Source organism: Streptomyces sp. CRN 30 (assembly GCF_034105845.1).
The window spans coordinates 1-23,412 of record NZ_JAVRHI010000126.1 but is presented as its reverse complement, the minus strand read 5'-3'; the positions used below and the strand labels follow the sequence as shown (position 1 = coordinate 23,412).

Below are 23,412 nucleotides of genomic sequence, written 5' to 3'. Positions count from 1 at the left end.
CTCCGGCGCCCGCCCCGCCGCCCCCGGTGGCCTCCGAGCCCCCGCCCATCTCGCCCGAGGACGACATCCCCGAGGACGACGACCCCGATCTCGACGAGTCCGCCCTCTCCGGGCACGAACTGATCGTCCGGGAACTGGGCGCGACGGTGATGGAGGAGTTCACCAACGAGTGATGAGTGACGAGTGACGAGTGACGAGGAGTGATGCGTGACGAGTACGCGGGCACGCAGGGTGGCGGCATGCCCGACCCACCACCCGGCCCTCGAGTCCTCGCCTCCTCTGGTCCTCGCCTCCTCTGGTCCTCGTGCCCCCGCGCCCTCGGAGGATCCGACGAACCGGCTGCCGTCGTCCCTTGGGCGGCCCCCACAAAGCCGGCCGCCCCGGCCCGTTAGGCTGGGCCCGTGAAGGTCCTCGTCATCGGCGGCGGCGCCCGCGAACACGCCCTGTGCCGCTCCCTGTCCCTCGACCCTGCCGTCACCGCCCTGCACTGTGCCCCCGGCAACGCGGGCATCGGGGAGGTCGCCGAGCTGCACCGGGTCGACGCGCTCGACGGCAAGGCGGTGGCTGCGCTGGCCGTCGACCTCGGCGCCGAACTGGTCGTCGTGGGCCCGGAGGCCCCCCTCGTCGCAGGTGTCGCCGACGCCGTGCGCGAGGCCGGCATCCCCTGCTTCGGCCCCTCCGGTGAGGCCGCCCGGCTGGAGGGCTCCAAGGCCTTCGCCAAGGACGTGATGGCCGAGGCCGGTGTCCCGACCGCGCGGTCGTACGTCTGCACGACGCCCGAGGAGGTCGACGAGGCCCTCGACGCCTTCGGTCCCCCGTACGTCGTCAAGGACGACGGTCTCGCGGCCGGCAAGGGCGTCGTCGTCACCAGCGACCTCGAGCAGGCCAGGGCACACGCGAACGCCTGTGAGCGCGTCGTCATCGAGGAGTACCTCGACGGCCCCGAGGTATCGCTCTTCGCGATCACCGACGGGGAGTGCGTCCTCCCGCTGCAGCCCGCGCAGGACTTCAAGCGCGCGCTGGACGGCGACGAGGGGCCGAACACCGGCGGCATGGGCGCGTACTCGCCGCTGCCCTGGGCCGAGCCCAAGCTGGTCGACGAGGTGCTGCAGACCGTGCTGCAGCCGACCGTGGACGAGCTGCGGCGCCGCGGCACCCCGTTCTCCGGCCTGCTGTACGCCGGTCTGGCGATCACCAGCCGTGGCGTACGGGTCATCGAGTTCAACGCCCGTTTCGGCGACCCCGAGACCCAGGTCGTCCTCGCCCGGCTGAAGACCCCGCTGGCCGGTGTCCTGCTGGCGGCGGCCGACGGCACCCTCGCCGACCTGGAGCCCCTCCGCTGGAGCGATGACGCGGCCGTCACCGTGGTCGTCGCCTCCCACAACTACCCCGGCACCCCGCGCACCGGCGACCCGATCACCGGGCTCGACGAGGTGGCCGCCCAGGACGCCCCGCACGCCTACGTCCTGCACGCCGGCACGAAGCACGACGGTGACGCGGTCGTGAGCGCCGGCGGCCGGGTCCTGTCCGTCACGGCGACCGGCGCGGACCTGGTGCAGGCGCGCGAGCGGGCGTACACGGCCGTCGGGCGCATCCGGCTCGACGGTTCACAGCACCGTACGGACATCGCGGCCGAGGCGGCGTCCGGAGCCGTGTAACCCCCGGTAGCACCCGAGGCGACCCGGGCCCCGTGTCCCCCCAGGGATGCGGGGCCCGACCCTTGCGCAGCGTCATCCAGCTCTCCCCTGAGCCATTCCATCGAGTGACCGATGCCCTATCCGGCTGACGTTGTCCGGAGCCCCAACTAGGGTGCGGCGCAAGCAGTCCGGCACTTGGCCCACCGGCATTGCGATGTCGGTGAGGGGTGCCACAGTGGGGGAGTGAGCAACGCCAGGCCACCCGGCGGCGCCCGCGGCGACGCCGGACCGTCGTCGCGGTGCGCGCCGCAACGCGCACCGCGTGAAGTGCCGTACGGCACAGTTGGGGGTGACGTCCGGTCGTGACCGGTATGGGTGTGGAGGTGGGCGCGCGGGCCGCGCGTTCCCGGGCCCTCGCCGTGCTGCGGGTGCGCAGCAGGGCGCTGGCCGTCGCCCTGCTGCCCGCCGCTGTCGCCGTCGTGCTCTTCGCCGGCGGGGCAACGGGCCACTTCTCCGGCGCGGGCTGGTCCACCACGCGCTGGATCGTGACGGTGTTCGCGGCCGTCGTCCTCCTCTGTGCCACGGGCGTCGCGCTCGTCGTGGCCCGCGCCCGCCCCGCGATGAGCCCCACGGTCCACATCACCGAGGAGTGTGCGCCCGACCTCTACCGCCTGGTACGGGACCTGGCCGACCGGCTCGACGTCCCGGCGCCCTCCGCGATAGCCCTGACCCCCGACTGCGACAGCTGGCTGGAGGACCGTTCGCACCCCTCCCACGGCCCGCCGCTGACGGTGGGGAGCGGTTCCGGCAAGGCGGCCGGTGGTCGGACCGCCGACGATGCGGAGCGGGCGCACGGCGGCGCGCCGGAGAACCGGAGTGCCCCGTCGGGAGCACCGCGAGCGGGCGCGGACGGGGGCACGGACACCCGTGGCAGCGCCTCGGGAACCCAGGGCGCCCCCAGTTCCACCCCTGCCTCCATCCCTACCCCCACCCCCGCCTCCGCCGTACGCCCGGGGCTGTCGGAAGTGCGGGCCGGCCGGGACGACCTGTCGGGCGGCAGCGGCCGGGCAGCCGGCCGCGCCGGCGCACCGTCCCGGTCCGGCCGTTGCCCCGAGCCCGGCGCGCCCGTGCTGGTGATCGGGTCGCCGTTCCTGTGGTGGATGCGCGTGGGTGAACTGCGTGCCGTCCTCGCACCGGTCGTCGCGGGCACGGGGCCGTCGGCCCACCCGGACATAGCGGCGGCCCGTCGTTTCATACGTGGCCTGGACGCGGCCGTGGCCGTGGCGGCGACGCCCGGCCGCAACCCCCTGTCGCGGACGGCGCTGGCCGGGGCGGGCCGGGTGGCCCGCCTGCTCCTGCGCGGCTGCCGGGAGCACGCGGCCGAGATGGAACGGGGCGTGGCGGCCGCGGCCGCCGAGCGTGCACAGGCGGTGGACTACGGCCTGCGGATCGTCGCCCAGGAACAGGTCGGCCTGGCCTACGCGGGCTGGGACCGGCTGCTCACCCGGGTCGCGCTGCCCGCCTGGCGGATGGGCCGCTGGCCCTCCCGGCTGGACGCGGGCGTCGTCGCGGCCCTGACCGAGCTGTCCCGGCGCGACCGCCTGGCCGAGGGCTTCGCCTCCCGGCTGGGCGAGCGTCCGGCCTGCGACCTCCTCGAGGAGCCGGGGGTGGTGGACGAGGCCACGTCCCTGCTGGCCGCGCGCCTCTTCCACGGCGGTCCCGCCGAGCCCGGGCCCGACTGGGCCCCGGTGGACTGGCAGGACTACCCGGACGAGGTCGTCGACCGCAAGTGGCGCACGGACGCGGCCCGGCTGCACCGCGTGCTGGACGTGCTCGGGGTCCGGCACGCCGCGGACCCGACGGTGCCCGATCCCGGCGGCCCGACCCTGGCGCGGGTGATCGACCATCTGACGGCCCAGCCGACCGGGACAACCGGAACAACCGGGACGACCGGGATGGTAGGGGCAGTCGGAACAGTCGGAACAGTCGGAACAGTCGGGACAGCTGAAACTGTCGGAACAGTGGAAGAGCTCGAGACATCCGGGGCCTCGCCCGCCGCCCCCCAGGGGGAGGAGGGCGAGGCCCTCGCACTTCCCCTCTTGAACACCACTCACACCACCACCGCGGAGACCACAGACACCACAGACACCACAGACACCTTCCCTGACGCCTCCACGGGCATCTCCAAGGACCCGACCGAGCAGGGCGGTGAACAGGCCGCCGCTCTGGCGGCAGGCCTGAGCGCGGAGCTGGCGCGCGAGGAGGCCACGGCGCCGGCGGGCGCGGTCCTGCCGGGCGCCGGGGAGCCGCAGGGCCCGGACCGGGCGCTGTGGGACGAGGGCACCGTGCCGCTCTTCCCCCTGCAGCCCCCGCGCACCGGTCGCGAACTGCTCACCGACCACGTCACCGCGATGGTCTGCTGCGCCGCCATGGACACGGCCGGCGCCACCCCGGGCCTCGACTGGCTGGACGGCCCATCCCTCCTGGTCGACGGCGAACGCACCGCCGACCTGGCCCCCCGAGTCCTCGCCCTCGTGGAGAACGGCGAACCGACCCCCCTGCGTGACTGGCTCCGCCGCCTGGGCATCCGCCCGGAGAAACCGGTCCGCCTGGTATGACGGCCGGAACGCCGATCGGCATGACGACGGGCATGACGACGGGCGTGACAACGGGCGTGACGACGGACGTGACGACGAGCGTGACAATGGGCATGACGGCGGCCTCCGGGCCCTCCGGGGGAGCCGCTCTCCTTCCCACCGCCGACCCGTGTGCCCAGCGGGCCACGGCCCCTCTCCTCGGCCGTCCCCACCGGCACGGCTGACACGACCGCACCCGCACACGCGACTGACCTCCCGCGATCCACCGGACGCGGGCCGGACCCCGACCGGTGTCCGGCGCCCGCATACGGGAGAATCGACTCATTGGACAGAACCACGGGGAGGAACCGTGTCCGGATTCGTGGAGAAGCCCGAGCCGATCGAGGTTCCGGGCCTGGTGCACCTGCACACCGGCAAGGTGCGCGAGCTGTACCAGAACGAGGCGGGCGATCTCGTGATGGTCGCCAGCGACCGTACGTCCGCGTACGACTGGGTGCTGCCGACCGAGATCCCCGACAAGGGGCGCGTCCTCACGCAGCTCTCACTGTGGTGGTTCGACCAGCTCGCCGACCTGGTGCCGAACCACGTGCTCAGCACCGAGCTGCCGCCGGGCGCCCCCGCCGACTGGGCGGGTCGCACCCTGATCTGCAAGTCCCTGCGGATGGTGCCGGTGGAGTGCGTCGCGCGCGGCTACCTCACGGGCTCGGGCCTCGCCGAGTACGACGAGTCCCGCACCGTCTGCGGCCTCGCCCTTCCCGAAGGGCTCGTCGACGGTTCGGAGCTGCCCGCGCCGATCTTCACCCCGGCCACCAAGGCCGAGGTCGGCGAGCACGACGAGAACGTCGCCTACGAGGAGGTCGCCCGCCAGGTCGGCGCGGAGACCGCGGCCCAGCTGCGCCAGGCGACGCTCGCCGTCTACAGCCGGGCCCGTGACATCGCCCGTGACCGGGGCATCATCCTCGCGGACACGAAGTTCGAGTTCGGTTTCGCGGACGACGCCCTCGTCCTCGCCGACGAGGTCCTCACCCCCGACTCCTCCCGCTTCTGGCCGGCCGACCGGTGGGCGCCGGGCCGTCCCCAGGAGTCCTTCGACAAGCAGTTCGTTCGCGACTGGCTGACCTCCGCGGAGTCCGGCTGGGACCGTACCGGCGAGCAGCCCCCGCCCCCGCTGCCGGAGGAGATCGTGGCGGCGACCCGGGCGAAGTACGTCGAGGCGTACGAGCGTCTGACGGGTACGGCCTGGTCGTGACGGCGTGATCCGGCGCCGGGCACCGTGGGGTGCCGGGCGCCGGGCTGACCGCGCGGGCACACGACGAAGGCCCCGGTTCATGGAACCGGGGCCTTCGCTGCTGTGGAGCGGACGACGAGGCTCGAACTCGCGACCTCAACCTTGGCAAGGTTGCGCTCTACCAACTGAGCTACGTCCGCGTTGCGCCGTGGCGCGAGAGCAACTATACCCAACCGCGCTCGCGTGCGAGACGCACCGCCGCATGACGGTTCTCCGCCCCGAGTTTGGAGACGGCCGACGAGAGGTAGTTCCGGACGGTGCCCTGGGAGAGCGCGGCCCGCTCGGCGATCTCCGCGACGGGCGCCCCGTCGGCCGCGTACTCCAGTACCTCGGTCTCCCGTTCGGTCAGCGGCGAGTCCCCGGCGGAAATGGCGTCGGCGGCCAACTCCGGGTCCACGTACCGGTTGCCGGCCTGCACCGTACGGATGATCTCCGCGAGCCGCTGCGCGCTGACGGTCTTGGGGACGAACCCGCGCACACCCGCCCCCAGTGCGCGCTTCAGGTGTCCGGGCCGGCCGTGGCTCGTCACGATCAGCACCTTGCAGCCGGGCAGCTCGGCACGGAGGGATGTGGCCACCCTCACACCGTCCGCGCCCGGCATCTGCAGGTCGAGCACCGCCACGTCGGGCTCGTGCGCCCGCGCCATCGCCAGGGCCTCCGGCCCGGTCGCGGCCTCCGCCACGACGATCAGGTCCTCCTCGAGCGTGAGCAGCGCGGCGAGGGCGCCCCGGATCAGGTGCTCGTCGTCGGCGAGCAGCAGCCGGACGGGCGGCGGAGGGACGTCGGACGTCATGGGGTGACCTCACTCGTGGCAGTCGTGTTCATGAGCGGCCGGCCGTCGTCGGCCGCCGCGGAACGCGGTGCGTTCCCGTCCGCGGTCTCCGACCGCTTCCGGCGTCCGTGCGGGCGGGCGTCGGGCAGCGGTACCTCGGCCGTCACGCGGAACAGCCCGTCGGCGGAGGGCCCGGCATGCAGGGTGCCGTCGACCGCGGAGAGCCGCTCGCGCAGGCCCGCGAGGCCGGAACCCCTGCTGCCGCCCGGGGGGACCGACTCGAGGGCGCCGTCGTTCTCGACGGTGAGCACGACCCGGTCCTCCTCCTTGCGCAGCGACACGGAACAGTGCACCGCGTTCCCGTGCCGCAGCACGTTGGTCGTCGCCTCCCGCACCACCCAGCCGAGCGCCGACTGGACGTCCTGGGGGAGTTCCTGGGCCGAACCCGTGACCTCGCACCGGATGCCGGCCGCCGTCAGTACGCCCCGGGCCCCCGCGAACTCGGCGCTCAGGTCGGCCGCGCGGTAGCCGCGCACCACCGCCCGCACCTCGCTCTGCGTCTCCTGGGCGATCCGCTGCACCTCGATCATCTGCTCCAGCGACTCGGGGCGCTGCCGCCGGGCCAGTTGCACGGCCAGCTCGCTCTTCAGGGCGATCACCGCGAGGTTGCGCCCCATCACGTCGTGCAGGTCGCGCCCGAAGCGCAGCCGTTCCTCGGCCACGGCGAGCCGGGCCAGGGTGTCGCGGGCCTCGTGCAGTTCGTACACGGCGTGGAGCATCCACAGCGAGAAGATCGAGATGAAGGCGGTGAACCCGCCGGCCACCACCACCCCGAGCGACAGTGCCATGACGGAGGGCGCGGAGAAGCCCATCACGAACGCCACCACCGCGGTACCGGCCGTGAAGCCCGCCACCGACAGGTGGACGGTCTTCCGCTCGCGCAGGCCGAGCGCCATGAAGCCCAGGCCGAAACCGAGCACGCCGATGAACGTCGCGCCCAGTGCGCCGGCGGTCTCCGGACGGTCGGGACCGTGCTTCGCCAGGACGAGCGTGGCGATGCCGACCACCGCGGTGGTGGCACCGAGCAGGGCGAGCAGGCGTACCGGCTGGGCCCGGCGGCCGCACGCCCAGTCGAGGGCCCGGTCCACGGTCACCATGCACATCGTGGCGTGCACGGTGACCAGTGCGAAGATCCAGCCCGCGGACGCCAGCGGCAGGGAGCCGAAGGGAGAGAGCCCCAAGGAGAAGATCTCCACCAGGGGGAGGAACTGGAACGACCAGCGTGTGTACGCCTCGACCTTCTCCGCGGTGCTCTTCTCACGCCACCGTGTCCTCGGCCCCCGCATGTGCCGCTCCTTCTATCGCCGTGGTTCCCACCGGAACCACCGTCGCACAGCCCACAGCGAGAGGACGGTCCAGCCGACCGCCGTCAGGATGGCGACGAGCGCGTCGGACCCGGACAGGTTGCCGGCCCAGCCGCCGCGCATCAGGGTGATCACCGGCGTGAGCGGCAGCAGTTCCACCACCGAGGCGAGGCCGTCGGGCATCACCTCGAGCGGGACGACCGTGCCGGAGCCGAGCATCGAGATGAGCAGCAGCGGCATGGCCGCGACCTGGGCGCCCTCCACACTTCTGCTGAAGCTGGAGGTGACCGCCGCGAGCGCGGGCCACATGACCAGGCCGAGCAGCAGGCCGAGTACGGTCCAGTGCGGTGCCTTCGGCATGCCGGCGTCCAGCAGCGGAACGCACGCGATGATCAGCACCAGGCTCTGGACCAGGCCTATGGTGACGGACGGCAGCGCGGCGCCCGCGAGGATCTCGGTGTCCCGCAGCTCTCCGGTGCGCAGCCGCTTGAGCACGAGCTCCTCACGGCGGGACGCGTACACGCTCACCAGCGAGCTGTAGACCGCGAAGAGCAGTGAGAAGCCGAGGGCGGCGGGCAGGATGACGGCTCCGACCGACAGCCCGGTGCCGTCCAGGTCCATGTTGTCGACCGTCGCGCTGAAGCTGAACGGCAGCACCAGCGGTACGAACAGCGCCGCGAACAGCGTCGCCTTGGTGCGCGTCAGCAGCGTCAGCTCGGCCTTCGCCAGCGCGGTCATCCGGCCGACGGGCGTGGTGGTGGCCTTCGTGGCCGTTTCCCCGTGCGTCACAGCAGTCACTTCGTGGTTCCCCTCTCCACCTTGGCTCCGGACGCCGAAGCCGCCATCTCGGGCCGGCCGTCGCCGACGGATCCGCCGGTCACCCCGGACGCCTCGCGGGCGATCTGCAGGAACGCCTCCTCCAGCGACGCGGACCGTACGTCGAGGCCGCGCAGTTCGACCCGGGCGCGTTCGGCCCAGACGAGCAGTCCGGTGGCGGTGCGCTGCAGCTCGTTGGTGCGGAGCCGCACCGTACGGCCGGTCGTCTCGTGGCCGGTGACGCCGAGCTCGGCCAGCGGGGGCAGATCGCCGGGGAAGTAGCCCTCGGGCAGTTCGAAGCTGATGCGGGACGGCTGCGCCGCGGTCACCTCCGCCGGGGTGCCGGTCGCCGCGATACGTCCCTCGTGGAGGATGGCCAGCCGGTCGGCCAGGTCCTCGGCCTCTTCGAGGTAGTGCGTGGTGAGCAGGACCGTCGTGCCCTGGTCGCGCAGTTCGCGCACCAGCTCCCAGGTGCCCTGACGGCCCTCGGCGTCGAGCCCGGTCGTCGGCTCGTCGAGGAAGAGGACCTCGGGGCGGCCGAGGAGGGCGAGCGCCAGGTCCAGGCGCCGCTTCTCGCCCCCGGACAGCTGCTTGACCCGGACCCCGGACCGCTTCACGAGGCCGACGAGCTCCAGTGCCTCCTGCGCGGGGCGCGCGCCGCTGGTGCAGCCCGCCCACATCCTCACCGTCTCCGCGACGGTCAGCTCCGAGGGGAAGCCGCCCTCCTGGAGCATCACGCCGATCCGGGGCCGTACGGCGGCCCGCTCCCCGTACGGATCGTGCCCGAGGACCCGCACCTGTCCGCCGGCCGGTGCGGCCAGCCCTTCCAGCACCTCCACCGTCGATGTCTTGCCCGCGCCGTTGGTGCCGAGGAGCGCGAAGAGTTCGCCCTGGCCGACGGAGAACGTGATCCCCCGCACGGCCTCGAAACCGCCCCCGTACACACGCCGCAGATCCGTGACGTCAATCACGCGCTCGTGCCCGTTCGTCTTCATGGTGCAAGCATCGGGGCCGGACCGGGCCGGGAGCAGTGCGGGCTGTCATAGGTCCCCATGACAAATGTCAGAAGGGTGTCCGCAGGCCAGGAGGGGGACACGAAAGAAGGAAGTCCCGGTCCTGTGGACCGGGACTTCCTCTGTGGAGCGGACGACGAGGCTCGAACTCGCGACCTCAACCTTGGCAAGGTTGCGCTCTACCAACTGAGCTACGTCCGCATTGCCTCCGACCGGCTCTCACCGATCGGCGCGGGCACCAGCCTACCTGATCGACAAGACTGCTCGATCCGGCGGTGCGGAGCGGGTGACAGGAATTGCACACTGCGCCTTCCCCCTGGAAGGGGGATATTCTACTACTGAACTACACCCGCGTGACTCCGTGAGCCGGGCCTTTCGGCCTCGCCCCTCGGCGTGCTCCAGACTTTAGCTGATCACCATGGGTGCTGCGCAAGTCGGTTGCCGGAAGCGGTGGATGGCCGGCCGTCGCCGGTCGCCGACCGGGGCCGTGCCGGAGGGCAGGGCCCCGGCCGGCACCGTCGTGCGCGCCCCGCCCCGGGCACCGCCCCCGGGCCCCTCCTCCGTCAGCCGTCCGCCCTCAGTGGGCCGCCTCGAAGGCCTCGTAAACCGTCTTGGGGATGCGTCCGCGCGCGGGGACGTCCATCCTGCGGGACTGGGCCCAGGCGCGGATCGTCGCCGGGTCGGGGGCCACGTCGGTCTGCTGGTAGGCCCTGCCGGACTTCGACCGCTTGCGGCCGGCCTCGACATACGGGGCGAGGGCCTCGCGCAGTTCCGCGGCATTGGCCTGGTTGAGGTCGATCTCGTACGACTTGCCGTCCAGACCGAAGGCGATCGTCTCCGCCGCTTCCGAGCCGTCGATGTCGTCGAAGAGAGTGACTACGACACGCTGCGCCACGAATATCGGTCCTTTCGTGCGACGTCTCCGCTGCTCCGCGCCATCATCCGAAGGACGCTGTTCCGCATGTGTGCGCAGACGCCGGTTGTTGTCGAGTGCCCGGCTGTTTTTGCCGTTCATGTGCCGTTCCCAAGGCGTCACCGGGGTGGTGACGCAAAGAGTGGCTGGCCAAAGTATCGGCTATTGCCATTTCCTTTGTACAGTGCACGGCTTTGCAAAGTGCAGACCGACTAAAACCGTCCGCGTGTCACGATGCAATAGGTGTCGGCGATCTTTCCGGTAATTTTCCACGGCGTGTCTCGCTCGTTGTGCGATCGTGATGGGCGTCACGTAGTTTCCTACGAATCTACTCGCGTAGAATTTTTGTGCGGGTAGTCTGAAGGAACCTGCTCAGCACCACACCACCGGGAGTGCCAGTGGCACGCGTCGTAGTCGACGTCATGCTCAAGCCGGAGATCCTCGACCCCCAGGGCCAGGCGGTGCAGCGTGCGCTGCCGCGCCTCGGATTCGAAGGCGTCTCCGACGTACGTCAGGGAAAGCGATTCGAACTGGAAGTGGACGGACCGGTCGATGACGCCGCGCTCGCCCGCATCCATGAACTGGCGGAATCCTTCCTCGCCAACACCGTGATCGAGGACTTCACCGTGAAGGTGGAGGAGGAGAAGGCGGGGGCGGAGAAGTGACCGCCCGTATTGGCGTCGTCACTTTCCCGGGCAGCCTCGACGACCGCGACACCCAGCGGGCGGTCCGGCTCGCGGGCGCCGAACCGGTCGCGCTGTGGCACAAGGACAAGGACCTCAAGCAGGTCGACGCCGTGGTGCTCTGCGGGGGTTTCTCCTACGGTGACTATCTGCGGGCCGGCGCCATTGCGCGGTTCTCGCCCGTGATGGAGACGCTCATCGAGCAGGCGAAGTCGGGAATGCCGGTGCTCGGCATCTGCAACGGCTTCCAGATCCTCACCGAGGCCCACCTGCTCCCCGGCGCGATGCTCGGCAACGACCACCTGCACTTCATCTGCCGCGACCAGAAGCTGCGGGTGGAGAACGCGGACACCTCCTGGACCGCCGACTACGAGGTCGGCCAGGAGATCCACATCCCGCTGAAGAACATGGACGGGCGGTACGTCGCCGACGAGCGCACCCTCGACATGCTGGAGGCGGAGGGCCGGGTCGCCTTCCGGTACCTGGCCCGCGGCGAAGCCGCTGATGGATACGGCAACCCGAACGGTTCGCTGCGCGACATCGCCGGCATCACCAACGAGGCGGGCAACGTCGTCGGCCTGATGCCGCACCCCGAGCACGCCGTCGAGCCCCTCATCGGGTCCGGCCGCACCGACGGCCTCCCCTTCTTCACCTCGATCCTCAAGAAGCTGGTCAACGCATGAGCCGGACGCCTCTGGACACGGTCGAGCACGCGGCCGAGACCCCCGACGTCGAGCTGCCCTGGGCCGAACTCGGCCTGAAGAAGGACGAGTACGAGCGGGTCGTCGAGATCCTCGGCCGCCGGCCCACCGGTGCCGAGCTCGCCATGTACTCGGTCATGTGGTCCGAGCACTGCTCGTACAAGTCCTCCAAGGTCCACCTCCGCCAGTTCGGCGAGAAGGCGCCCCAGTCGGACGCGCTGCTCGTCGGCATCGGCGAGAACGCGGGCGTGGTGGACGTCGGCCAGGGCTACGCGGTCACCTTCAAGGTGGAGTCGCACAACCACCCCTCGTACGTGGAGCCCTACCAGGGCGCGGCCACGGGTGTCGGCGGCATCGTGCGCGACATCATCGCGATGGGCGCGCGGCCGGTGGCCGTCGTGGACCCGCTGCGTTTCGGCGCCGCGGACCACCCCGACACCAAGCGCGTGCTGCCCGGCGTCGTCGCGGGCATCGGCGGCTACGGCAACTGCCTGGGCCTGCCCAACATCGGCGGCGAGGTCGTCTTCGACGCCTGCTACCAGGGCAACCCGCTGGTCAACGCCGGTGCCATCGGCGTCATGCGGCACGAGGACATCCACCTCGCGAAGGCGTCCGGCGCGGGCAACAAGGTCATCCTGTACGGGGCCCGGACCGGCGGCGACGGCATCGGCGGCGCCTCGATCCTGGCCTCCGAGACCTTCGACGACGCCAAGCCGTCCAAGCGGCCCGCCGTCCAGGTCGGCGACCCCTTCCAGGAGAAGCTGCTCATCGAGTGCACCCTGGAGGCGTTCGCCGAGAAGCTGGTCGTCGGCATCCAGGACCTCGGCGCGGCCGGCCTGTCCTGCGCCACCTCCGAGCTCGCCTCCAACGGCTCCGGCGGCATGCGCGTCACGCTGGACGACGTACCGCTGCGTGACTCCACGCTCTCGCCCGAGGAGATCCTCATGAGCGAGTCGCAGGAACGCATGTGCGCGGTGGTCGAGCCCGAGAAGGTCGACCGCTTCCTCGAGATCTGCGACAAGTGGGACGTCATCGCCACCGTCATCGGCGAGGTGACGGACGGCGACCGGCTGGAGATCTTCTGGCACGGCGGCAAGATCGTCGACGTCGACCCGCGCACGGTCGCGCACGACGGCCCGGTCTACGAGCGCCCGTACGCCCGCCCGGAGTGGCAGGACGCCCTGCAGGCCGACGACGCGAACAAGCTGCCGCGCCCGGAGACGGGTGACGCGCTGCGCGAGCAGGTCCTGAAGCTGGTGAGCTCCCCGAACCAGGCCTCCAAGTCCTGGATCACCTCCCAGTACGACCACTTCGTGCAGGGCAACACGGTCCTCGCGCAGCCCGAGGACTCGGGCATGATCCGCATCGACGAGGAGTCGGGGCTCGGCGTCGCCATCGCGACCGACGGTAACGGCCGGTACGCGAAGCTCGACCCGTACACCGGCGCGCAGCTCGCCCTGGCGGAGGCGTACCGCAACGTCGCCACCACCGGCGCGAAGCCCCTCGCGGTCTCCGACTGCCTGAACTTCGGCTCGCCCGAGGACCCGGCCGTCATGTGGCAGTTCGCGGAGGCCATCCGCGGCCTCGCCGACGCCTGCCAGCAGCTCGGCACGCCCGTGACCGGCGGCAACGTCTCGCTCTACAACCAGACGGGCGAGGCTGCGATCCACCCGACCCCGGTCGTGGCCGTCCTCGGCGTCATCGACGACGTGGCCCGGCGCACGCCGGTCGCCTTCCAGGAGGAGGGCCAGCTGCTCTACCTCCTCGGTGACACCCGCGAGGAGTTCGGCGGTTCGGCCTGGTCCCAGGTGATCCACGACCACCTGGGCGGACTGCCGCCGCAGGTGGACCTGGAGCGCGAGCGGCTGCTCGGCGAGATCCTGATCTCCGCCTCCCGTGACGGCATGATCGACTCCGCGCACGACCTGTCCGACGGCGGTCTGGTGCAGGCCGTGGTCGAGTCGGCGCTGCTCAGCGGCAAGGGTGCGCGGCTGATCGTCCCGGACGGGCTGGACGCGTTCACCTTCCTGTTCTCGGAGTCCGCGGGCCGTGCGGTCGTCGCGGTGCCGCGTTCGGAGGAGCTCCGCTTCACCGACATGTGCGGTGCGCGGGGCCTGCCGGTCACCCGCATCGGTGTCGTGGACGGGGACGCGGTCGAGGTCCAGGGCGAGTTCACGCTCCCCCTGACCGAGCTGCGCACGGCGCACGAGGGGACGATTCCGGCGCTGCTGGCGTAGGCGTCCCCGCGGCTGTACGAGGCCCCCGTCCGGTTCTCCGGGCGGGGGCTTCGGCGTGTCCGGGTACGAGAAGGTGGTTGCACGTAATTACGTATCTCCGTAATATCGAGTCCATGGAACTCGAACAGCGCGTCGCCGATCTGGAACGCCGGCTGGCAGCCCTGGAGGAGGAGAGGGCACACCGCCCGTCGCCCTCACCGGACGACAGCGACTTCTGGGCCCTGAACGCCTGGAAGGAGCAACTGACCGGGCTGGGTGCGGCCGACGGGGGAGTCCTGTTCACCGGGGCCGTACGGCTGCCGACCGGGGAGCGGTACGACTGGCAGCACGGCGCGCTGACCGACGACCTGGTGGGGGAGGACTGGTCCGGGGCCGCCGAACCGTTCGCGGCGCTCGGCCACCCGGTCCGGCTGCGGCTGCTCCGCGAGATCCTCGGCGGCCGGCGCACGGCGGCCGAGCTCGCCGAACTGGACGAGGTGGGCACGACCGGCCAGATCTACCACCACCTGCGCCAGCTGACCGGCGCGGGCTGGCTGCACACGACGGCACGAGGCCGTTACGAAGTGCCGGGAGGCCGGGTGGTGCCGCTGCTGGTGGCGCTGTCCGTGGCCAGGCCCTGACCGAGCCGAGGCACCGAACGGGGACAAAGGGGGACACGATGTCCGCTCGCAAACTCACTTCATGGATCTTCCGCTGCGCGCTGGCGGTGCCTTTCGCACTGATAGCGGTCGACCTGTGGACGGGCTTCCTGGAAGGCGCCCGCTGGTGGTGGTTCGTCCTGTCGACGGTCCTTGCCGTCGTGCTCGGCCGGGTGCTGAACCGGCAGTCCGCCCCGGCCGCGGAGCAGGGGGCGGAAGCCCGCGAGCCGGTCGGGATCGCCGCGCCGGTGGCCGGCCGCTGGTCCGCGCTGAACAGCCCGGCCGACCGCACCCCCAGCCACGGTACGCACGCCTACGGTCAGACCTACGCCATCGACGTCGTCGCGGAGCCCGGGCAGGGCGCCCGGCCCGGGCCCAGCCTCCTGTGGCCGCTCGTCCGCCGCAACCGTGCCTTCCCCGCCTTCGGAGCCCCGCTCCACGCGGTGGCCGACGCCACCGTCGTACGGGCCACCGGCACCCGGCGCGACCACCTGAGCCGCACCTCGCTGCCCGCGGCGCTGTACCTGATGCTCGTCGAGGGGACGGTACGGGAGATGGGCGGGGTCGGGAACCTCCTCGGCAACCACCTCGTCCTGGACCTCGGCGACGGCACCCACGCCGCCTACGCCCACCTCCAGCGCGGCTCCCTCACCGTCCGAGAGGGCGACCGCGTGCACGCGGGACAGGTGATCGCCCGCTGCGGCAACTCCGGCAACTCCTCCGAACCGCACCTCCACTTCCAGCTGATGGACGGCCCGGACTTGGAGACGGCCCGGGGCGTCCCCTTCACCTGGCACGGCATCGGCGTACCCCGCAACGGGGAGACCTTCGAGGCGTCTCCCGCCCCGGCTCCCCGCATAGGCTGACGTCATGTCCACGGCCAGGAAGCGCACCCGTACCTACGATCCCGCCAAGATCCGCACGGCGGTGCTCGCCCAGTTCGGCAACGTACGGGACGCCGTGCGCACCCTCACCCCCGAGCAGCTCGCCGGCCCCACCCGCCTCGGCGACTGGACGGTGCGGGAGCTCGCCGCGCACCTCGTGATGACCCTGGAGTCCGTCAGCCGCGGTCTCGACCAGGGGGAACCGGCCGAACCGGAGTTCGACGCGCACGGCCTGCTCTTCGCGAGCGGGGCGTACGCGGACGCCATCGCCGAGGGTGTCCGGCGGTTCGCCGTGGACCACCCCGACCTGGACGCCCTGTTCGCCGCGACCGAGGAGCGCCTGACCGCACGCCTCGCCACGGCGCCCGCCACCCGGCTGCTCGCCGTCCGGGCCGGCGCCGTCCCCCTCGGCGACTTCCTGGTCACCCGCACCGTCGAGCTCGTCGTCCACACCGACGACCTGAACGCCGCCGTACCGGGCCTCGGCATCCCGTACGACCGGCAGGCCCTCGCCGCCTGCACCCGGCTGCTCGCCGACGCGCTCGCCGTGCGGGCGCCCGGCGCGTCCACGGAGGTGCGCGTCCCGCCGTACGCCGTCGTGCAGTGTGTCGAGGGCCCGCGGCACACCCGCGGTACCCCGCCCAACGTCGTCGAGACCGACCCGCTGACCTGGATCCGGCTCGCCACGGGACGCGAGGAGTGGGGGACGGCCGTGGCGCAGGCGCGCGTCAGCGCGAGCGGCGAACGCGCCGATCTCGGCGCCCTGCTGCCCCTCATGGCGTGAGGCGGCCCGCGGTGGAGCCGACGGAGTGAGCCGGCCCGCCACGCGGAACCGCTCTTCCGTCCCACCCGTCCCACCCGCATGGACAAGCAGCGACTGATTCTCAGCGCCCTGACCCTCCTGCCGCTCGTGGTGGCCTGTGGCAGCGAGCCGGGCAGCGGCTCCGTCGGCTCGGACACCCCGGCGCCCGTCACCGGCGTCCACTGGAACGTCGACAGCCTGACCGTCGACGGGAACACCAGCACGGCCCCCGCGGGCGCCTACCTGCGGATCGAGGGGAACGGCGAGGTCGAGGGCGACTACGGATGCAACAGCTTCGGCGCCACCGCGTCCGTGCGGGGCGACCGGGTGGACATCGCGGAGGCCGAGTCGACCAACATGGCCTGCGCGGACGAGGCCCCGATGGCCTTCGAGGAGTCCTTCGCCCGCATCCTCGCCGACGGGGCGCTCACGGCCGAGGTGAACGACGGCGGACTCACCCTCACCACCGACGACGGCGACACGGTCCGGCTGAGCGAGGAGGAGCCGGCCGGGCTGTACGGCACCAAGTGGGAGGTCACCACGGTCCGCGACGGGGACACCGCCCAGTCGCTGCCCGACGGGTCCGCGGGCAAGGCGTGGCTCACCTTCGACGAGGGAGCCGGCACGGTCGACGGCAACCTCGGCTGCAACCAGGTGTCCGCGAAGGCGACCGTACGCGACGGTCACATCACCCTCGGCACCGCACAGACCACCCGCAGGATGTGCGACGGCTCACTCATGGAGACCGAACAAGCGGTGCGCGCGCTCTTCGACGGCGAGGTCACCTACGAGATCGATCACCGCACCATCACGCTGACCAGGGAAAACGGTGAGGGCATCAGCGCGGTCGCGAAGAAGTGAGGCAGGTGGGGGAGGACCGCCCCACCCGTCTCGTCCCACATCACCGGATTCGGACCAGTGCGCGATCTCGCCTACACTCGATGGCGTGCCACGTGGTGACGGTCGACTCAATCACGATCTACTCTCCGGCGAGAAGGGCCCTCAGGACGCTTGCGGCGTCTTCGGGGTCTGGGCGCCGGGCGAAGAGGTCGCAAAGCTCACGTACTTCGGGCTCTACGCCCTCCAGCATCGGGGCCAGGAATCCGCGGGTATCGCGGTCAGCAACGGCTCCCAGATCCTCGTCTTCAAGGACATGGGCCTGGTCTCCCAGGTCTTCGACGAAACCTCCCTCGGCTCCCTCCAGGGTCACATCGCGGTCGGACACGCCCGCTACTCCACGACGGGTGCCTCCGTCTGGGAGAACGCCCAGCCGACGTTCCGCGCCACCGCGCGCGGCTCCATCGCACTCGGTCACAACGGCAACCTGGTGAACACCGCGCAGCTCGCGGAGATGGTCGCCGACCTGCCCAAGCGGGACGGCCGCACCCCGCGGGTCGCCGCGACCAACGACACCGACCTGGTCACGGCGCTGCTGGCCGGCCAGGTCGACGACGAAGGCGCGCCGCTGAGCGTCGAGGACGCGGCCGCCAAGGTCCTCCCGCAGGTCCAGGGCGCCTTCTCGCTGGTCTTCATGGACGAGGACACCCTCTACGCGGCTCGCGACCCGCAGGGCATCCGCCCGCTGGTCCTCGGTCGCCTCGAGCGCGGCTGGGTGGTCGCCTCCGAGACCGCCGCGCTCGACATCTGCGGCGCCAGCTTCGTCCGCGAGATCGAGCCGGGCGAGTTCGTGGCCATCGACGAGAACGGCCTGCGCACCTCGCGCTTCGCGGAAGCGAAGCCCAAGGGCTGTGTCTTCGAGTATGTGTACCTGGCCCGCCCGGACACCGACATCGCCGGCCGGAACGTCTACCTGTCCCGCGTCGAGATGGGCCGCCGCCTGGCGAAGGAGGCCCCCGTCGAGGCCGACCTCGTCATAGCCACCCCGGAGTCCGGCACTCCGGCCGCGGTGGGGTACGCGGAGGCCAGCGGCATCCCGTTCGGCAACGGCCTGGTGAAGAACGCCTACGTCGGACGTACGTTCATCCAGCCGTCGCAGACCATCCGCCAGCTGGGCATCCGGCTGAAGCTGAACCCCCTGAAGGAAGTGATCAAGGGCAAGCGTCTGGTGGTCGTCGACGACTCGATCGTCCGCGGCAACACCCAGCGCGCCCTGGTCCGCATGCTGCGCGAGGCGGGCGCCGCCGAGGTCCACATCCGGATCTCCTCCCCGCCCGTGAAGTGGCCCTGCTTCTTCGGCATCGACTTCGCCACCCGCGCCGAGCTCATCGCCAACGGCATGTCGGTCGACGAGATCGGCCGTTCCCTCGGCGCGGATTCGCTGTCGTACATTTCCATCGACGGCATGATCGAGGCGACCACCATCGCCAAGCCGAACCTCTGCCGCGCCTGCTTCGACGGCGAGTACCCGATGGATCTCCCGGACCCCGAGCTGCTCGGCAAGCAGCTCCTGGAGACCGAGCTGGCCGCCGGGCCCGCCGCCACGGCCGCCGCCGACGCGATCCGCCGTCCGTAGCCGGTCCGTTCCCGGTCCGTTTTCTGCCGTACGACACGAAAGTTCTCATCGCCATGTCTGAGACAGCTGGTGCCAGCTACGCGGCCGCGGGAGTCGACATCGAGGCGGGCGACCGCGCCGTCGAGCTGATGAAGGAGTGGGTGAAGAAGACGCAGCGCCCCGAGGTCCTCGGCGGCCTCGGCGGTTTCGCCGGACTCTTCGACGCCTCCGCCCTCAAGCGCTACGAGCGCCCCCTGCTCGCCTCCGCCACCGACGGCGTGGGCACGAAGGTCGACATCGCCCGGCAGCTGGGCGTGTACGACACCATCGGCCACGACCTGGTCGCGATGGTCATGGACGACATCGTCGTGTGCGGCGCCGAGCCGCTGTTCATGACCGACTACATCTGTGTGGGCAAGGTCCACCCCGAGCGCGTCGCCGCCATCGTGAAGGGCATCGCCGAGGGCTGTGTGCTCGCCGGCTGCGCTCTGGTGGGCGGTGAGACGGCCGAACACCCGGGCCTGCTGGGTCCGGACGACTTCGACGTCGCCGGCGCCGGTACGGGCGTCGTGGAGGCGGACCGGCTGCTCGGCGCCGATCGCATCCGTACGGGTGACGCGGTCATCGCCATGGCGTCCTCGGGCCTTCACTCCAACGGGTACTCGCTGGTCCGGCACGTGCTGCTGGAGCGGGCGGGCCTGGCGCTGGACGCGCGGATCGAGGAGCTGGGCCGCACGCTCGGCGAGGAACTGCTCGAGCCCACCAAGATCTACTCGCTGGACTGCCTGGCGCTGATCCGCACCACCGAGGTCCACGCCTTCAGCCACGTCACCGGCGGCGGGCTCGCGGCCAACCTGGCCCGGGTGATCCCCGACGGCCTGCACGCGACCGTCGACCGCTCCACCTGGACCCCGGATCCGATCTTCGACCTCGTCGGCCGGACCGGCGGAGTCGAGCGCCTGGAGCTGGAGAAGACCCTGAACATGGGCGTCGGCATGATCGCGATCGTGCCGCAGGATTCCGTGGACGTCGCGCTCACGACCCTCGCCGACCGCGGGGTCGAGGCATGGGTCGCGGGTGAGATCACCGACCGCGGCGAGCACACCACGGGCGCCGCTCTGGTCGGGGACCACGCGGGCTGACGCCCGGGACGGGACCGTGAGGACCGGTTCGCCCGCCCGACGGGCAGCACAGAACCCGGTCCGTGGCCTGGGCCACGGACCGGGTCGTGAATCAGTGCAAGGTCAAGCGCCGCGACGGTGCGAGGACTGGTCGTCCTCGTCGTCCTCGTCGTCCCCGTACAGCTCGGCGTACCGTGCGTACGGGTCGTCGTCGTGCTCATCGTCTTCGAACACCTCGCCATTCGGCGGTGTGTTTGATGGCGATGCGCCCAGCTCCTCGGCCAGGCGTGAGAGATCCGTCCCACCGCTGTTGTACTTCAGCTGGCGGGCGACCTTCGTCTGCTTGGCCTTGGCCCGGCCGCGCCCCATGGCTCGACCCCCTCAACGACGGGGCTCGACGGCCCCAGAGTCTTGACGCGTTCATGTTCTAGAACGGGCTCTCCGCAGAGAGACCGTCCGTAGGGCTTCCACGGTACCTGAGCCCGCGCCCCTACGGTACGTCGCCCGCAGCACGCGCGTGTGCACAGGACCACTGAGGCGCCCTGTCCTCGCTGGTCAATGGCGATTTTAACCACTTCTTGGGAGACGACCCGCCGACAAGAGTGAGAGTTCTCTCCCAGCGTCCCGCCGGGTACCGGCCGCCACCAGGGCGGGCCGCCCCGTGGGGCACCCGCGTGGGGCGGCCCCGGGGACGGCCCGGCGGAACCTCAGCGTCCGCGTGCCTCCGCCATGCGCTGCTCGGCGATCCGGTCGGCGGCAGCGGCCGGCGGAATCCCGTCGTCCTTCGCACGTGCGAATATGGCGAGCGTGGTGTCGTAGATGCCCGCGGCCTTGGCACGGCACCGCTCGAAGTCGAAGCCGTGCAGCTCGTCGGCGACCTGGATGACCCCGCCGGCGTTCACCACGTAGTCCGGCGCGTACAGGATGCCGCGGTCGGCCAGGTCCTTCTCCACGCCCGGGTGCGCGAGCTGGTTGTTCGCCGCGCCGCAGACCACTCGCGCAGTCAGCACGGGCACGGTGTCGTCGTCGAGGACCCCGCCGAGCGCGCAGGGGGCGTACACGTCGAGCCCCTCGGTACGGATCAGGGTGTCGGTGTCCGCGACGGCCACCACGGACGGATGGCGCTCCAGAACCCGGCGCACGGACTCCTCGCGGACGTCCGTGATCACCACCTCGGCGCCCTCCTCCAGCAGGTGCCCCACCAGGTGGTGGCCGACCTTGCCCACGCCCGCGACGCCGACCTTGCGGCCGCGTAGCGACGGGTCGCCCCAGAGGTGCTCGGCCGAGGCCCGCATGCCCTGGTAGACGCCGAACGCGGTGAGCACCGACGAGTCGCCGGCCCCGCCGTTCTCCGGTGAACGGCCGGTCGTCCAGCGGCACTCCCGGGCCACCACGTCCATGTCGGCGACGTAGGTGCCGACATCGCACGCGGTGACGTACCGCCCGCCGAGCGAGGCCACGAACCGGCCGTAGGCCAGCAGCAGTTCCTCGGTCTTGATCCGCTCCGGGTCGCCGATGATCACGGCCTTGCCCCCGCCGTGGCCGAGACCGGCCATGGCGTTCTTGTACGACATCCCCCGCGCCAGGTTGAGCGCGTCGGCGACGGCCTCCGCCTCGTTCGCGTACGGGTAGAAGCGGGTGCCGCCGAGCGCGGGGCCCAGGGCGGTGGAGTGGATGGCGATGACGGCCTTGAGGCCGCTGGCGCGGTCCTGGCACAGCACGACTTGCTCATGGCCACCCTGGTCCGAACGGAACAGGGTGTGCAGTACATCAGCAGGTGCGCCGGTTACGTCGGTCACGGTGGTGACTCCAGTGGTCTGTGGCGGCGGTTGTGGGACGGCGCCCGTGCGGGTGGCGGGAGCCGTGGGCACGAGCGTAGGGCTTGGGGCGGACCGTCATCCTCGCGTTGGTCGGGATCACCCTCCCTCGGAGTACGTTCGCACACGCGCGTGGGACGATTCGCAGTGTTTCCCCGCCCGCACGCGCGCGGTTCGCGCCGGGTTTCGGGCCGGGGCCCGTGGGGAGGGAGCAGGGGTGCCCAAGGTGTCGTCGGTGATCGTCCCGTACGCGTCCTACCTCCGCGTCTACGAGCCGCTGGCCGCCTTCCCGGAGCCGGAGCGCGGCCATTGGGAGCGCTACGCACAGCGGGACGGGCGCCCGTCGTACCAGGACGAGCTGCGCCGGTCACTGGCCGATCTGCTGCCCACGCCACCCGTGCCGGTGCCGGTACACGAGAGCGGTGACGCCTTCGTCCTGGACGTGGACGGCGTGCTCTGCGTCTGTCCCTGGCGCACCCGGCTGCGCGGCTGGCAGGCGCTGCGGGAGCTGGACGAGGAACTGCCCGCGCCGGTCCTGGACGCGGTGCTGCCGCCGGTGGTGCGCCGGCAGGCCGCGCAGGACCACGAGCGCTGGCTGGCCCGCAACCCCGACGCCCGCCCGTGGATCCGCTCCGCCACCTGGCACGTGCCGCTGCACTGGTTCGTGCTGGTCTCGGACGAGGAGCGGACGTACGAGAAGGGTTCGGCCGAGGACGCGCCGGTGCTGCGGTACCGGACCCCGATGGTGCAGGCGCGGCGCCGGGTGGCGCGGGCGCTGCGGACCCTGCGGGAGGCGGTCGACGAGGGTCCGCTGATCGACGGGCTGTTGGACGTGGGGCGCTGGCTGGAGGAGTTCCACCCGCGCTCCCTGGTCGAGCTGGACTACGGGGGCCTCGTCCACGTCCTCCCCGCCGACCAGCTCGACGGGGACCACTCGGCCGCGGACGCCGCCGACGGCGTCGAGGCGCTGCGCGAGGGGGACGGGGCGGCCGCCGGGGAGGCGTACGGCCGGCTGGTCGCCCGCTGGCGGACGGTGCGGGACCGGCGCTCGGCGAACTGAGGTCCACGGGGACGACCGCGGGACAACCGCTCCCGCGCCCGGCGAAGTTGCCGATGTGTGACAGAAAAGGCTTTCCGTGCCCTGTGGTGTCATGGTGAACTAACCTCCTGTGGCTGACAGTTGGCCATACGGGCTGCCCGCAGAGGGGCACGAGCCCGGAGCGAAGTGCGCACAGAGGGACGTAGGTCCCGATCCGGGCTTTTGTCTCAAGCGTGACGGAACGCACTTACAAGGGCCTTGCCTCTTACGCCCCTCCTCGTGTCAAAATAGGACAAGGAGTCCGGGGGATACTCCCTTCGCCCACGTATGGGTGGATTCTCTGCATTGCACGCTATGGGGGGTCTGGTGACTCCTGATCGTCCTGTGACTGATCGTCACAGTGGCGTGACTGTCCGCTATGGCATGGTCCATCGGCTTCCGTCGCTGATGAACACCTGGGAGGGCAATTCCATCGGTTTGGCCGACGCGGCTGGACGGATGGTGTAGTTGTAGTGCCGAGGACAAGCCGTTCGTCCTATAACCGACTCGACTCGCGTCCGCCATTTCGGGCAACGCGGGTCAAGGTGCAGAATTTAGAGGAAAGAACCGAGAAGGTTCGGTTCTCCCGAGGAGGCCGC

The 23,412-nt window shown here is 71.5% G+C and carries 20 protein-coding genes and 3 tRNA genes; 13 read left to right on the top strand and 10 right to left on the bottom strand.

Features of this window, described 5'->3' with window-relative positions; all coding sequences use genetic code 11:
- Positions 1 to 401 precede the first annotated feature (401 nt).
- From purD to UW392_RS12130, 3 genes are all read left to right on the top strand, one after another.
- A complete protein-coding gene (gene purD, locus UW392_RS12140; RefSeq protein WP_320774940.1) occupies positions 402 to 1,658 on the top strand; it encodes a phosphoribosylamine--glycine ligase in 1,257 nt (418 codons plus the stop codon).
- A gap of 350 nt (positions 1,659 to 2,008) precedes the next feature.
- Positions 2,009 to 4,255 (top strand): hypothetical protein, encoded by a 2,247-nt coding sequence (locus UW392_RS12135; protein ID WP_320774942.1) that lies wholly within the window; start codon positions 2,009 to 2,011, stop codon positions 4,253 to 4,255.
- Positions 4,256 to 4,583: 328 nt separating this feature from the next.
- The gene (locus tag UW392_RS12130) at positions 4,584 to 5,483 is read left to right on the top strand and encodes a phosphoribosylaminoimidazolesuccinocarboxamide synthase (RefSeq protein WP_320774939.1); all 900 of its coding nucleotides are present in this window, start codon (positions 4,584 to 4,586) and stop codon (positions 5,481 to 5,483) included.
- A gap of 103 nt (positions 5,484 to 5,586) precedes the next feature.
- On the opposite strand, the gene UW392_RS12125 is transcribed toward UW392_RS12130, so the two are convergent.
- The 8 genes from UW392_RS12125 to UW392_RS12090 form a co-directional block, all read right to left on the bottom strand.
- Positions 5,587 to 5,662: transfer RNA gene (locus UW392_RS12125), tRNA-Gly, on the bottom strand.
- 23 nt (positions 5,663 to 5,685) lie between these two features.
- Positions 5,686 to 6,315, bottom strand: a complete 630-nt coding sequence (locus UW392_RS12120; protein ID WP_320774938.1) for a response regulator transcription factor — start codon at positions 6,313 to 6,315, stop codon at positions 5,686 to 5,688.
- Positions 6,312 to 7,640, bottom strand: a complete 1,329-nt coding sequence (locus UW392_RS12115; RefSeq protein ID WP_320774937.1) for a sensor histidine kinase — start codon at positions 7,638 to 7,640, stop codon at positions 6,312 to 6,314. Before UW392_RS12115 ends, UW392_RS12120 begins: the two co-directional genes overlap by 4 nt.
- 12 nt (positions 7,641 to 7,652) lie before the next feature.
- Positions 7,653 to 8,396, bottom strand: a complete 744-nt coding sequence (locus tag UW392_RS12110; RefSeq protein WP_320774941.1) for an ABC transporter permease — start codon at positions 8,394 to 8,396, stop codon at positions 7,653 to 7,655.
- Between the two features lie 56 nt (positions 8,397 to 8,452).
- Complete coding sequence (locus tag UW392_RS12105) at positions 8,453 to 9,469, bottom strand: ABC transporter ATP-binding protein (RefSeq protein ID WP_320774936.1); 1,017 nt, start codon at positions 9,467 to 9,469, stop codon at positions 8,453 to 8,455.
- A 143-nt stretch (positions 9,470 to 9,612) separates the two neighbouring features.
- Positions 9,613 to 9,688, bottom strand: a tRNA-Gly gene (locus UW392_RS12100).
- 80 nt (positions 9,689 to 9,768) lie between these two features.
- A tRNA-Gly gene (locus tag UW392_RS12095) sits at positions 9,769 to 9,840 on the bottom strand.
- Positions 9,841 to 10,064: 224 nt separating this feature from the next.
- The gene (locus UW392_RS12090; protein ID WP_320774935.1) at positions 10,065 to 10,382 is read right to left on the bottom strand and encodes an Lsr2 family protein; all 318 of its coding nucleotides are present in this window, start codon (positions 10,380 to 10,382) and stop codon (positions 10,065 to 10,067) included.
- A 416-nt stretch (positions 10,383 to 10,798) separates the two neighbouring features.
- Between UW392_RS12090 and purS the strand changes: the two genes are divergently transcribed.
- The 9 genes from purS to purM all read left to right on the top strand — a co-directional run bounded on the left by purS (position 10,799) and on the right by purM (position 19,939).
- The gene (gene purS / locus UW392_RS12085) at positions 10,799 to 11,065 is read left to right on the top strand and encodes a phosphoribosylformylglycinamidine synthase subunit PurS (protein ID WP_320774934.1); all 267 of its coding nucleotides are present in this window, start codon (positions 10,799 to 10,801) and stop codon (positions 11,063 to 11,065) included.
- The gene (purQ, locus tag UW392_RS12080; RefSeq protein ID WP_320774933.1) at positions 11,062 to 11,766 is read left to right on the top strand and encodes a phosphoribosylformylglycinamidine synthase subunit PurQ; all 705 of its coding nucleotides are present in this window, start codon (positions 11,062 to 11,064) and stop codon (positions 11,764 to 11,766) included. The genes purS and purQ overlap by 4 nt, the downstream gene beginning before the upstream one ends.
- Positions 11,763 to 14,021, top strand: coding sequence for a phosphoribosylformylglycinamidine synthase subunit PurL (gene purL / locus UW392_RS12075; RefSeq protein ID WP_320774932.1), 2,259 nt, complete (start codon positions 11,763 to 11,765; stop codon positions 14,019 to 14,021). The genes purQ and purL overlap by 4 nt, the downstream gene beginning before the upstream one ends.
- 113 nt (positions 14,022 to 14,134) lie before the next feature.
- A complete protein-coding gene (locus tag UW392_RS12070) occupies positions 14,135 to 14,641 on the top strand; it encodes an ArsR/SmtB family transcription factor (protein WP_320774931.1) in 507 nt (168 codons plus the stop codon).
- A 38-nt stretch (positions 14,642 to 14,679) separates the two neighbouring features.
- Positions 14,680 to 15,525 (top strand): M23 family metallopeptidase, encoded by an 846-nt coding sequence (locus tag UW392_RS12065; protein WP_320774930.1) that lies wholly within the window; start codon positions 14,680 to 14,682, stop codon positions 15,523 to 15,525.
- Positions 15,526 to 15,529: 4 nt separating this feature from the next.
- Positions 15,530 to 16,327, top strand: coding sequence for a maleylpyruvate isomerase family mycothiol-dependent enzyme (locus UW392_RS12060; RefSeq protein WP_320774929.1), 798 nt, complete (start codon positions 15,530 to 15,532; stop codon positions 16,325 to 16,327).
- A 78-nt stretch (positions 16,328 to 16,405) separates the two neighbouring features.
- Positions 16,406 to 17,206, top strand: coding sequence for an META domain-containing protein (locus UW392_RS12055; RefSeq protein ID WP_320774928.1), 801 nt, complete (start codon positions 16,406 to 16,408; stop codon positions 17,204 to 17,206).
- Between the two features lie 85 nt (positions 17,207 to 17,291).
- Positions 17,292 to 18,818, top strand: coding sequence for an amidophosphoribosyltransferase (gene purF, locus UW392_RS12050; protein ID WP_320774927.1), 1,527 nt, complete (start codon positions 17,292 to 17,294; stop codon positions 18,816 to 18,818).
- A gap of 53 nt (positions 18,819 to 18,871) precedes the next feature.
- Entirely contained in the window at positions 18,872 to 19,939 is a 1,068-nt protein-coding gene (gene purM, locus UW392_RS12045; protein ID WP_320774926.1) for a phosphoribosylformylglycinamidine cyclo-ligase, read from the top strand.
- A gap of 102 nt (positions 19,940 to 20,041) precedes the next feature.
- Here the strand turns inward: purM and UW392_RS12040 are convergent, their stop codons facing one another.
- Together UW392_RS12040 and UW392_RS12035 are read right to left on the bottom strand one after the other, a co-directional pair.
- Complete coding sequence (locus tag UW392_RS12040; RefSeq protein ID WP_320774925.1) at positions 20,042 to 20,287, bottom strand: DUF3073 domain-containing protein; 246 nt, start codon at positions 20,285 to 20,287, stop codon at positions 20,042 to 20,044.
- Positions 20,288 to 20,625: 338 nt separating this feature from the next.
- The gene (locus UW392_RS12035) at positions 20,626 to 21,717 is read right to left on the bottom strand and encodes a Leu/Phe/Val dehydrogenase (RefSeq protein ID WP_320774924.1); all 1,092 of its coding nucleotides are present in this window, start codon (positions 21,715 to 21,717) and stop codon (positions 20,626 to 20,628) included.
- Positions 21,718 to 21,952: 235 nt separating this feature from the next.
- Between UW392_RS12035 and UW392_RS12030 the strand changes: the two genes are divergently transcribed.
- The gene (locus tag UW392_RS12030) at positions 21,953 to 22,795 is read left to right on the top strand and encodes a hypothetical protein (protein WP_320774923.1); all 843 of its coding nucleotides are present in this window, start codon (positions 21,953 to 21,955) and stop codon (positions 22,793 to 22,795) included.
- Positions 22,796 to 23,412: the final 617 nt, after the last annotated feature.

Excerpts from the sequence above, each read along its gene's own strand:
- UW392_RS12135 (WP_320774942.1), top strand. The coding sequence starts at position 2,009 with ATGGGTGTGGAGGTGGGCGCGCGGGCCGCGCGTTCCCGGGCCCTCGCC.
- UW392_RS12120 (WP_320774938.1), bottom strand. The coding sequence starts at position 6,315 with ATGACGTCCGACGTCCCTCCGCCGCCCGTCCGGCTGCTGCTCGCCGAC.
- UW392_RS12115 (WP_320774937.1), bottom strand. The coding sequence starts at position 7,640 with ATGCGGGGGCCGAGGACACGGTGGCGTGAGAAGAGCACCGCGGAGAAG.
- UW392_RS12110 (WP_320774941.1), bottom strand. The coding sequence starts at position 8,396 with ATGACCGCGCTGGCGAAGGCCGAGCTGACGCTGCTGACGCGCACCAAG.
- UW392_RS12105 (WP_320774936.1), bottom strand. The coding sequence starts at position 9,469 with ATGAAGACGAACGGGCACGAGCGCGTGATTGACGTCACGGATCTGCGG.
- purL (WP_320774932.1), top strand. The coding sequence starts at position 11,763 with ATGAGCCGGACGCCTCTGGACACGGTCGAGCACGCGGCCGAGACCCCC.
- UW392_RS12070 (WP_320774931.1), top strand. The coding sequence starts at position 14,135 with ATGGAACTCGAACAGCGCGTCGCCGATCTGGAACGCCGGCTGGCAGCC.
- UW392_RS12065 (WP_320774930.1), top strand. The coding sequence starts at position 14,680 with ATGTCCGCTCGCAAACTCACTTCATGGATCTTCCGCTGCGCGCTGGCG.
- UW392_RS12060 (WP_320774929.1), top strand. The coding sequence starts at position 15,530 with ATGTCCACGGCCAGGAAGCGCACCCGTACCTACGATCCCGCCAAGATC.
- UW392_RS12055 (WP_320774928.1), top strand. The coding sequence starts at position 16,406 with ATGGACAAGCAGCGACTGATTCTCAGCGCCCTGACCCTCCTGCCGCTC.
- purM (WP_320774926.1), top strand. The coding sequence starts at position 18,872 with ATGTCTGAGACAGCTGGTGCCAGCTACGCGGCCGCGGGAGTCGACATC.
- UW392_RS12040 (WP_320774925.1), bottom strand. The coding sequence starts at position 20,287 with ATGGGGCGCGGCCGGGCCAAGGCCAAGCAGACGAAGGTCGCCCGCCAG.